The following is a 10,503-nucleotide window of genomic DNA, read 5'->3' as shown; positions in this document are numbered from 1 at the left end:
ACGCCCGTCGAAACGGCCCGACCCACTCGGGAAGGCTCCCCGGCGAACCTCACCGGGCTCCCCTCCCGCTCCGCCGTTGCCAGCGCCTTTCCGGCAAGCAACACCTGTGTCTCGCCGGGGAGCCCAGGGCTCCTGACCGCCGGTGACCGTGGACCCGGGCCGATCTCCGCCAATCCACGCCGACCGTTTAGCACAAAGCCACCCGCTGCCGACCAAGGCGCAACCGCCGGCCGCGAACACCCGGCCCACTCGGGAACGCTCCCCGGCGAACCCGACGAAAGCACCCACCCGCTCCGCCGTTGCCAGCGCCTTTCCCGGTGAGCAACACCCACCTCTCGCCGGGGAACCCAGGGCTCCCGGCCGCCGGTGACGGTGGGACCGGGCTGATCTCCGCCAATCCACGCCGACCGTTTAGCACAAAGCCACCCGCTGCCCACCAAGACGCGACCGCCGGCCAGCGAACGCCCGACCCACCCGGGAAGGCTCCCCGGCGGACCTCACCGGGCCGCCCTCCCGCTCCGCCGTTGCCAGCGCCTTTCCGGCAAGCAACACCCACCTCTCGCCGGGGAACCCAGGGCTCCTGACCGCCGGTGACCATGGGACCGGGCCCATCTCCGCCAGCCCACGCCGACCGTTTAGCACTGAGCCACCCGCTGCCGACCAAAACCCAACCGCCGGCCGCAAACGTCCTCCTCGCCCTCCTCGCCCTCCTCGCCCTCCTCGCTCGCCGGGAACTCCCGACCAAACGACCTTCGATGGGCCGGTTCCGAAGCTCGGGCTGCTGCCGTCGGGCAGCATTGGGCGATGGACCCTGACGACGCGGTGCCTCGGGAATTGAAGGTGCTCGATACGGCCGCGCTGCTCGGGCTGGAGGAGCAAGCGGCTCGGCTCAGGCTCAACCAGCGGCTGGACCCGGCATGGGTGCAGGCGAATACGGCGCCCGCGGGGACCCACTACCTGTGGCCGTTGCTGTGGACCAGCACGCCCCATCGCCCGCACCTGCCGCGCCAGTTGCGGTGCGAATTGCTCGTCGTGCTCCGTACGGGAGACCGGGTGCGGAGCCTGTTGGACGTCGTACCCGATGACTTCGCCCCCTGCCGAGAGTGACCTCGCGTAGCGAGGGCACACACGTCGGCAGGCTCCTGGCCCGCGCACCGAGCGTCAGGGAATGGCTCCTGGGCACGGATGCACCGGGCATGCCTCGTCCGCCTCACGCCGACGGCGCCCCCTGACGGAGCAGGATCGCCCGGACAACGTCGTCGCGGTTGCCCCTGGCCGAGGTGCCGGCGAGCGGAATGCCGGCGGTGTCCACGGGCAAGCAGCGGCCGAATTCGCTGGTGGCCCCGAACCCCCGCGCACTACCCTGCGCCGAGAACCCGGGGACGCGTCGGCCCACGCTCGCCGAACCGCCGCGTGGATCGCGGCCGGCGGTCGGCACGGCGAGTGTCGGTGACGGTCGTGAAATCGACGGAAGGACGGATGCGTAAGCCATGGAGCCCGCCGACTTCTACACCGGCATCGTCGCCGAGTCCTACGCCCCGTTGCGATCACTCGACCCCGATCCCGAGGTCCATGCGGCCTTCATTCGCGAAGTGGGCGGACCGGCGCTGGAGTTGGGTTGTGGGGACGGTGATCCGTTGCTCGATCTGCGTCGGCGCGGGCTGGACGTCGAGGGGGTCGATTCCTCCGCCGACATGTTGGCGCGCTGCCGACGTCGGGCCGACGACGCGGGTGTCACGGTCACCCTCCACCACCAGCGGATGGAGGCGCTCGACCTGCCCCGCCGCTTCCGGGCGATCTTCCTGGCCGGGCCGACCTTCAACCTGCTTCCGGACGACGACGCCGCCGGCGCCGCGCTCGAAGGCATTCGCCGCCACCTGGTCGACGGGGGCTCCGCGCTGATCCCGCTGCACATCCCCGCCCCCACCCCCGCCGACCGGATCGGCGCGACCCGTACCGCCACCGCCGCCGACGGCGCACGGTTGCGCTTCACCCTCGTATCCGAGGAACGCAACGAAGCCGAGCGCACCCAGATCTCCCTGCTGCGCTACGAACGCCACGACCGCCACGAGCACCACGCCCAGGACGCGAGCGCCGTCGTGGAACGGCCATGGCTGCTGCACTGGTACACCCGCGACGGTTTCCGAGCGCTCGTCGCGGCAGCCGGACTGACCACGGTGTCCGTCACGGACTCGGACGGCAACCCTGCCCGGGACGACGCCGACTCCACGGTGTTCCGCCTGCGCGCCGACCACCACACCCCGCGACCGCCCACCCGCTGAGCGCCCTCCCCCCGAGCGCCCAGCGGGCCGATTTCAGCCCGTCGCCACCACCGGTACGCCGCTCGGGCGGCCTGCCAGGAGGGCCGCGATGTGGTCGGCGCAGCGGAGGGCCGCCGTGGCCATCGCGCCTTTGGTCATGCCGGCGACATGTGGGGTCAGCAGGGCGTTCGGCAGGCCGAAGAGCGGCGACGCGAAGGCCGCGTGCTCGTGCTCGAACGTGTCGACCGCCGCCGCCACCAGGGGCGCCGCCGGATCGCTCAGCGCGTCGGCCAGCGCCTGCTCGTCGACGATGCCACCCCTGGCGGTGTTCAGCAGGATCGACCCGGGTCGCATCGATGCCAACTCCGCCCGCCCGATCAGTCCTCGGGTCTGCGAAGTGAGCGGAAGATGCAGGGAGACCACGTCACTCGTCGCCAACAGGCCGGCGAGCGATGCCGCCCGAGGCACCGAGGTCCCGGCCTCCGGACGCCGGGAGAAGCCCTGCACCGTCATGCCCAGCGCGCTCGCCCGCTCGGCCAGGGCCGACCCGATCCGGCCCAACCCGACGATCCCCAGGGTCAGTTCCGCCAACTCCACCGCGGGCGCGCTCGGCGCACTCCAACGCCCCTGGTGCGCGGCCGCGTTGTGCGCGGTGAGGTGCCGAGTCGACGCGAGCAACTGCGCCAGGGCGAACTCCGCGACCGCGTTCGCGTTGGAGCCCGGAGTGTGCGTGACCACGACACCGTGCCGGCCGGCGGCGGCCGACTCGACATGATCGGTACCCGCCCCGGCCCGCCCGATCACCCGCAGCCGATTGGCCAGCGTCGGATCGGTGGCCGCCGCGAGGAAGGCCGCACGCAACGGCACACCCGCACGGGACTTCACCGCGTGGTAGCCGATCCCGTCCCGCACGAACTCGGCGATCAGCGCCCCCTCGTCGAAGGCGTCGAAATCGGCGAAGTCCACCCGCCCACCCCAGCCCGCCCGCGCAGCGCCCCGGTCGCCCACCCGGCGCAGGTTCAAGGTGACGCCCAGCCCGTGCCCGAGCAGCCGGTCCAGTTCCCGGTCGAGCAACTCGCCGGGAGCCGCGTCCAACAACAGGACTCGCGCCCGCTCCACGTGCACCCCTTCCCCGCAAGGCCACCGACCCTACAGCGACCCGGGAACCGCACCCGCCCGAGTCCTTCGACCACCACGGGCACCGCGAGCAAACTCCACACCCGTCCAAGGCCGTTCGCGGCCACCATGATCGCCACCGCTAAGCTGCGGTCACTGTGCGGGCTCGGGGTTCGCCCGGGTTCACCAGAGGAGCACGACCACATGATGGGGCCGGCCCATTCCCTGTCCGGAGCATGCGCGTGGATGGCCGCCGGTGCCGCCGCCGATGCCTACGGTCGACCGATGCCCTGGCCGGTCCTGGTGGTCGGCGGGCTGATCTGCGCCGGCGCCGCCCTCGGTCCGGACCTGGACCACAAGGCCGCCACCGTCTCCCGCTCGTTCGGGCCGATATCCCTGATCCTGTGCGGCCTGGTCGACGCGCTCGCCACCGCCACCTACAAGGCCACCCGCAAGAAGGGCGACCCCCGCCGCAACGGCGGCCACCGCACCCTCACCCACACCTGGGTCTGGGCCCTGTTGGTCGGCGCCGGCGCGTCCGCGATCTGCGCGTACGGCGGCCGGTGGGGGGTACTGGGCGTCCTGTTCGTGCACATGGTGCTCGCCATCGAGGGCCTGCTGTGGCGCCAGGCCCGATTGCACAGCGACATCCTGGTCTGGCTGCTGGGCGCCACCAGCACCTGGATGCTCGTGGAGATCCTGAACCGCCCCGGCAACGGCTCGAATTGGTTCTTCACCGAACCCGGCCAGGAGTACTGGTGGGTCGGCCTGCCGATCGCCCTCGGCGCCCTGACCCACTGCATCGGCGACGCACTCACCATCTCCGGCTGCCCGATCCTGTGGCCCATACCGATCGGCCGCAAGCGCTGGTACCCCCTCGGGCCGCCGAAGTCCATGCGCTTCCGCGCGGGCGCCAAGGTCGAAGTCAAGGTCCTGATGCCCCTCTTCATGGGCGCCGGCGGCCTGGGCGCCGTCAGCGCACTGGGCTACCTCGGCTGAGTCCGAAGCCGGTCCCACCGCTCGGTACCCGCCTCCCCCACACCCGCGCCGACCCGTCGAAACGGTTTGCCCGCGGCGCGCAATCGCCGCTGTCATGCTGGATGTTCCGGCTCGAACGACGGGAGCGTCGATGCGCGCGGAGGACGTGGCTGCCGTCGTGGTCGCGGTGGTGGTACCCGTACTGACCGCAGCCGTAGGGGTGTTCGCAGTCGCCTGGCAGGACCGTCAGGCGAGCCGATCGCAAACCGGCCGTCGGCTGCGCGCGTTCGAGGACGCGACCCGGCAGGTCGACTTCGCGGTGTTGTGGTGGGAGGCCCGCCAACGGCTTCCCGGCAGCCCGGAGGAGCTGGGCAACGCGAGTCGCGTTGCCCAGCATTGGCTCGACCAGGCGAGCGCGCTCGTGGTCTCCGCAGGCCCGGGCAACGTCGACCCGCCGCGCCGCCTGTCGCTCGCCCGCCTCCTGCTGCTCTACCGATTCCGGTACACCGCCGCCAGGTTCATCCGCGCCGGCTTCTTCGCGATGCTCGCCCTGATGGCCGTGGCCGGCGTGGGCGTGCCGAGCGTGGCGTCGTCCGTCGGCAGCGGCGCCGACCTCGGCTGGTCGTTGACCTGGCTGCTGCTCTTCGCGCTGATCACCCTGCTCCTACGCTTCCGGGCGGTCTCCGCGGACACCCTCCGCCGACCCTGAACCGGGCAGGACGCCAAAGCGCCGAGGCCCCGGGGCACCGCCCACCCCTCAATACCCCGCCGGCGCCGGCCAGTGACGCTCCACCCCGATGGCGTCCAACTCCGCCGCGAACTCGGTGAACAGGGCGAGGTCTTCGCGCACCGCATGCGGTTCCACGCCCCGCTTCAGGCAGTACGCCGCCAGGTGCCCCACCACCTCGCCGATGTTCCACTCCACCGGGTGCAGTCGATAGCACCCGTTGGAGATGTGCGTCGTCCCGATGTTCTTCGCCGCCGGCAGCAGGTTGCGCATCCGGATCGGCAACAACGCACCGAGCGGGATCTCGAACGGCACGCTGGCCACGTCGATGTAGTTGTCCCCGCCGGTCGAGGGATGCAGGTCGATCCGGTACGCACCCACCCCCACCGAGTCCGGGAAGTGGTGGATCCCGTGCGTGCCCAGGATGTCCCGGGAGACGTGGTGTTCGGTCACCGTGGTGACCGCGCGGATCCGCCGCGACTCGCGCACATACGCGGACTTGGCCAGCCCGTCGGCGGTGCCGACCACGTCGTGCCGCAACCGCAGTCCGGGATACCCGGTACCGCCGTCCGGCCGGGGCGCCTCGGTCTGGAGCCAGTACAGCACCGACAACGAGAGCTGCTTGGCCTCCCGATGCGCGGCGGCGGCCTCGTCCGCGCCGACCTCGATGATCGGCCGCAACCAGTAGTCGTTCAACGGCCAGTTCACCAGCGTGATGTCCGAGTCGACCGCGCCCGGCTCGAACAGCCCCTTGGCCAGGATCCGGCGGAACAACCACAGGTCGTCGCCGCCCGCGTTGGCGCTCTGGTCGGCGTTCACCGCGAGCGGGTCGCCCCCGGGTCGCGGGTCGAAGGTGCGCGCTTCCGGTTCCAGCGTGCGCGGATCGGGCGCGAGGAAGCCGAGCAGCGGGCCGGGCCAGAAGTCCGGCCGGTACGACCGCCAGAACTCGTAGTCCGCAGGCCGGTCGATCACGTGGTTCTCACCCTCGTGGTACGACACGGCGAAGCAGTACGTGATGCCCTGCATGTTCAACGGCTGGTACTGCGCGGGCGCGTTCGGCTCGTCGTACTCGTCCCGGGCCTCCGCGCCCGTGACGTACTCGGCCTTGGCCAGCGGCAACAACTCGCCGGTCTCGGTCGCGTCCAGCACGTACGCCGCACTGATCGTGTGCGACTCCTCGGTGCGCACGCCCCACAGGGTGACCGCCCGCACCCGGTCGCCGTCCGCGAACACCTCGGCGGGCACGTGCTCCAGGAGTATTCGCAGCCGCCCGGACGCCAGGTGTGGCGCGAGCAGCGCCTGCAACACGGCCAGCGAGGCCCGCGGTTCGTGGCACAACTTGCTTACGTAGCCGGCGCCGGGGTTGAGTTCGCGACGGGCCCGGGCCGCGCCGGTGAGCGGATACCAGGTCCGGTAGTGCTCGCGGATCGCGGTGCGCAGTTCGCGATAGCTCGCCGGGGCGCCGTAGCTCTCGATCCAGGGATGCTCGTCCGGCGGCACCGCCTGTGCGGTGAGTTGGCCGCCGATCCAGTCGGTCTCCTCGGTCAGAACGACCGTGCGGCCCGCCCGGCACGCGGCCAGTGCGGCGGCGACTCCGCCGAGGCCGCCGCCGACGATGAGGACCTCGGTGCTGATTTCGGACATGCTGAAGCCTTCCGTGAACGCGCTGATGAATGGATGTACGGGCGAAACCGAATCCGGCACGGGCGACGTGGACCGGCGCGGGTGAAGGGGAAGACCGAAGCGGACCACCGAGGCGGGCGCAAGAGCGCGTGCCGACAGGGCCGTTCCACCGATGCCGGCCCAACCTCACCGCGGCGGACTCACCGCGGCGATCTCACCGCACCGCCCCCGCCGTCTCCCCCGGCACCGGCTCGCAACTCATCAACTGATGCCTGGCCAGATTCGGCTCCCCCGCGATCAGTCCGGTGAGCAGGCGGACCGCCGCCGCGCCCATCTCCCGCCGCGGCACCGAGAAGCCGGACAGGAAGGCCGGCCCGGGCACCGCGTGTTCGGGGGCGCCCAGGGTGGCCAGGGACAGGTCCTCGGGGAATCGGTAGCCGGCGGTCGACGCGGCGGCCAGCACCGCCCGGTGCGCGGCGTCGGTGTCGGTCGCCTCGGTGACGATCGCGGTGACGCCCTGCTCGTACCAGCCGCGCAGCCGGTCCGCGCTCAGGTCCGAACCGTCCGTGCGCACCACGGTGGACCGCTCGACCGGCAGTCCGCACTCGGCCATGCCGCGGCGGAACCCCGCTTCGCGGTCGACCGCGCTGATCGCGTCGTCGAGTTCGCGGACGTACAGGATCCGGTGGTGGCCCAGCTCGGCCAGGTGACGCACGACCTCCGCCGTCGCCGTCACGTAGTCCGCGCCGACGTACGGCAGTCGGTCGCCGAAGTCGTCGTGCCGGCCCAGATAGACCACCGGCAGGTCGGTGGCCAGCAGCCGGTCCATCTCCCGGATCGGCAGATGCCGGCCCATGAACAGGCAACCGTCCGCCAGCCGGACCCGGTTGAGCACCTCCGCGTGCGGCCGTTCGCCGGTGATGCTCGACGCGATGAACATCAGCAGGTCGTAGCCCTGCGCCGCGGACTCCTGCTCGATGCCGACCAGGAACGGGTGGTAGGCGTGCGACATTTCGGTGGGGAAGGTCGCGGTGAACGTATACAGGCCGAGCAGGTTGTTCTGGCCGGCCGCGAGTCGCTTCGCTATCGGGTCGGGCATGTAGCCGAGCTGCTCGGCGGCGGCCATCACCTTGAGCCGGGTCTCGTCGGCGATCCCGACCGCCGCCGAACCGCCGCTGAGGATCAGGGACACCGTCGGCTGTGAGACGCCGGCCAGCCGGGCGATGTCCGCCTGACGGGGCCGGTTCGCGCGTGAACCAGCCGGCCGCCCGGGCCCCCCGATCGGCTTCATGTACTCCTCCATATGGCTGGCAACGGAATGACCCGGAATGCAACGACCGACGATCGAACGGCCGTCGACGAACTCCTAATGCGCATCAGATCTATGAATCCAGTATATCCGGTGACGGTGTGTGAGCCGGTATCGGCGTGAACCGGCATCGGTGGGCGCGGGTACCGGTGGGCACAGATATCGGCGCCAACCGGTATCGGCGCGATCCGACAGTCGCCACGCCGGCACACGACGGCGCACAATCCGGTGACGATACGCGGTTCAGGGCGCTTCCAACCCGCCGTCGGGCCGCCGCACCCGGGCGGCCCAGCGCTCGTGCAGATGTGTCCGCGGCGGATACTTCGCCGCCATCGCCTCGTCCAGGTCGATGCCCCAACCGGGCCGATCCGACGGCGTGAGGTAGCCGTCCACCGTGCGCAGCGTGCCGGGGAACACCTCGTGCACCCGCTCGGGGTAGACGTGCTGTTCCTGAATGCCGAACGCGGCACTGGTCACATCCAGCGTGACGTTGACCGCCGCGCCCACCGGCGACACGTCCGGCGGTCCGTGCCACGCGGTTCGTACGCCGGTCAGTTCGCACAGCGTGGCCAACTTCCGGGCCGGCGTCAGCCCACCCACCGCCGAGACGTGCACCCGCAGGTAGTCGACGCCGCCGGAGGTGACCAGGCGCGTCGCGTCGGTCATCGAGGTGAGCAACTCGCCGGAGGCGATCGGCATCGGCGCGGCGGCCCGCACCTCGGGCAACCGGTCGAAGTGCTCCGGCGCCAGCGGATCCTCCAGGAAGAACAGCCGGTACGGCTCCAGCGAACGGGCCAGCCCCACCGCCTCCTTGGGGGTCAGCCGGTTGTGCGCGTCGTGCAGCAGCCCGAGTTCGTCGCCGAGCACCTCCCGGGCCCGCTCGAACAGGCGCGGGGCGGTCCGCAGGTAGTGGCCGACGTCCCAGCCGTCCGGGTAGGGCGCGCCGGGGTACCCGCCCGGCGCACCGTTCGCGCCGTAGGTACCGAGACCGGGACCGCCGGTCTGCAACCGCACGTAGCGGTAGCCCTGTTCGGCCAGCGCGGCGACCCGTTCGATCGACTCCTCGATGTCGCCGCCGCGGGCCCCGGTGTACACCGCCGCGCCGGCCCGCACCCGGCCGCCGAGCAACTCGTAGACGGGTACGCCCAGTCGCTTGCCGGCGATGTCCCACAACGCCTGGTCGATTCCGGACAGCGCGTTGTTGTGCACCGGGCCGCCGCGCCAATAGGAGGAGAAGTGCAACATCCGGAAGATGTCCTCGATGTCGCCCGGATGCCGGCCGATCACCATCGGCGCGAGGTGCTCCTCGACGGCCGCGACAACCGCGTGGAAGCGCTGGGTGAAGGTGGCGCAGCCGAGCCCGTACAGCCCCGGCTCGGACGTGTCGATCCGCACCACGACGAGCGGAACACCCCCGGGCGCGGTGACGATCGCCCGCACCGCGGTGATCCGCAACGCGTCCCGGGCCGGCCACGGGGCCTGCGTCTCGGGCATCGCCGCGGCCGGGATCGCCGCGGCGTCGGCCGGCTCGGCCGGTGTCGTCTCCGACGTGGTCATCAGGGTCGCTCCTGGGGGTACGGGTGCCGGGCGGTGAAACCGAGGAGTCGCCGGGCGGGGGTCAGATCGATCGGGACCGACCGGGCGGGGAACACCGCGCGGCGGGGCACGTCCGGAAGATGGGCGGCGAGCAACTCGCCGGTGGGCGCCGCCATCAGCGTGTCCGGCGCCGCCACGAACAACACCGGCGCGCCGGTGACCGCCGGCGCGGTCAGGCCCAGTACGCACGCCCGGGCCGCGTCGCGCAGGTCGAGGTAACTCCACACCTCCGGCGCGCCGAGCGCCGGATTCGCGGCCAACCGCGCGGCGTGCCCCGCGAGTCGATCCGGATCGCCGAGGAACGGCAGGCGCAGCGCCGCCACCGTCATGCCGTATCGCCGGTGCATCATCGCGGCGGTGGCCTCGTCGACCTGCTTGGACAGCGCGTACGGGTCCTCGACGCGCAGCGGCAACGCGGTGTCCAGCGGCAGGTAGGCCGGTTGCGGGCGAGGCGTGGAGCGGGCGAACGGCAGGCCGGTCACCGACAGGCTGCTCGCCACCACCGCGCGCCGCACCCCCATTCGGCCGGCCTCGTTCAGCACCACGAACGTGGCCTGGGTGTTTGTCCCGAACACCACCTCGGCCGGGGCGACTTCGGGCGAGGCGAGCGCGGCGAGATGAATCACCGCATCGACCCCGTCGAGAGCCTCCGCCACCGCCGCCGGGTCGCGCGCATCGCCGACCACCACCCGATCGACGCACAACCGCACGGCCTCGTCGACCGAAGGCGAGCCGGCCGACGCGGAAGCCGGCGGCGCCACCAACGCCGTCACCGGCACACCCCGATCCGCCAGTTCGGCCGACACCGCCGTCCCCAATCGCCCCGCGGCACCGGTGACCAGGACCCGCGCCGGGCAAGCCCGGGTCGCCTCCACCCCGAACCCCCCACGTCC

The 10,503-nt window shown here is 71.9% G+C and carries 9 protein-coding genes; 4 read left to right on the top strand and 5 right to left on the bottom strand.

Annotated elements, in window-relative coordinates; all coding sequences use genetic code 11:
* Window positions 1-804 precede the first annotated feature (804 nt).
* A complete protein-coding gene (locus ACH4U8_RS45555) occupies window positions 805-1,107 on the top strand; it encodes a hypothetical protein (RefSeq protein WP_395784585.1) in 303 nt (100 codons plus the stop codon).
* 383 nt (window positions 1,108-1,490) lie between these two features.
* A complete protein-coding gene (locus ACH4U8_RS45550) occupies window positions 1,491-2,282 on the top strand; it encodes a class I SAM-dependent methyltransferase (RefSeq protein ID WP_395784583.1) in 792 nt (263 codons plus the stop codon).
* 33 nt (window positions 2,283-2,315) lie between these two features.
* On the opposite strand, the gene ACH4U8_RS45545 is transcribed toward ACH4U8_RS45550, so the two are convergent.
* On the bottom strand, window positions 2,316-3,380 hold the full coding sequence (locus ACH4U8_RS45545) for an NAD(P)-dependent oxidoreductase (protein WP_395784581.1): 1,065 nt from the start codon (window positions 3,378-3,380) through the stop codon (window positions 2,316-2,318).
* Window positions 3,381-3,581: 201 nt separating this feature from the next.
* Between ACH4U8_RS45545 and ACH4U8_RS45540 the strand changes: the two genes are divergently transcribed.
* Together ACH4U8_RS45540 and ACH4U8_RS45535 are read left to right on the top strand one after the other, a co-directional pair.
* Window positions 3,582-4,376, top strand: a complete 795-nt coding sequence (locus tag ACH4U8_RS45540; protein WP_360318762.1) for a metal-dependent hydrolase — start codon at window positions 3,582-3,584, stop codon at window positions 4,374-4,376.
* 130 nt (window positions 4,377-4,506) lie between these two features.
* Entirely contained in the window at window positions 4,507-5,064 is a 558-nt protein-coding gene (locus ACH4U8_RS45535) for a hypothetical protein (protein ID WP_395784579.1), read from the top strand.
* Window positions 5,065-5,112: 48 nt separating this feature from the next.
* Here ACH4U8_RS45535 and ACH4U8_RS45530 read toward each other — a convergent pair whose 3' ends face one another.
* From ACH4U8_RS45530 to ACH4U8_RS45515, 4 genes are all read right to left on the bottom strand, one after another.
* A complete protein-coding gene (locus tag ACH4U8_RS45530; protein WP_360318766.1) occupies window positions 5,113-6,726 on the bottom strand; it encodes an FAD-dependent oxidoreductase in 1,614 nt (537 codons plus the stop codon).
* A 193-nt stretch (window positions 6,727-6,919) separates the two neighbouring features.
* On the bottom strand, window positions 6,920-7,996 hold the full coding sequence (locus ACH4U8_RS45525) for a LacI family DNA-binding transcriptional regulator (RefSeq protein ID WP_360318768.1): 1,077 nt from the start codon (window positions 7,994-7,996) through the stop codon (window positions 6,920-6,922).
* Window positions 7,997-8,257: 261 nt separating this feature from the next.
* Window positions 8,258-9,571 carry an enolase C-terminal domain-like protein gene (locus ACH4U8_RS45520; RefSeq protein ID WP_395784577.1) on the bottom strand — a complete coding sequence of 438 codons (1,314 nt, stop codon included), beginning with the start codon at window positions 9,569-9,571 and terminating at the stop codon, window positions 8,258-8,260.
* Window positions 9,571-10,485, bottom strand: coding sequence for an NAD-dependent epimerase/dehydratase family protein (locus tag ACH4U8_RS45515; RefSeq protein WP_395784587.1), 915 nt, complete (start codon window positions 10,483-10,485; stop codon window positions 9,571-9,573). Before ACH4U8_RS45515 ends, ACH4U8_RS45520 begins: the two co-directional genes overlap by 1 nt.
* Window positions 10,486-10,503 lie beyond the last annotated feature (18 nt).

Source organism: Embleya sp. NPDC020886 (genome assembly GCF_044333915.1).
In the GTDB taxonomy this organism is placed as follows: Bacteria; Actinomycetota; Actinomycetes; order Streptomycetales; family Streptomycetaceae; genus Embleya.
This window is presented reverse-complemented; position numbering and strand designations above follow the sequence as displayed.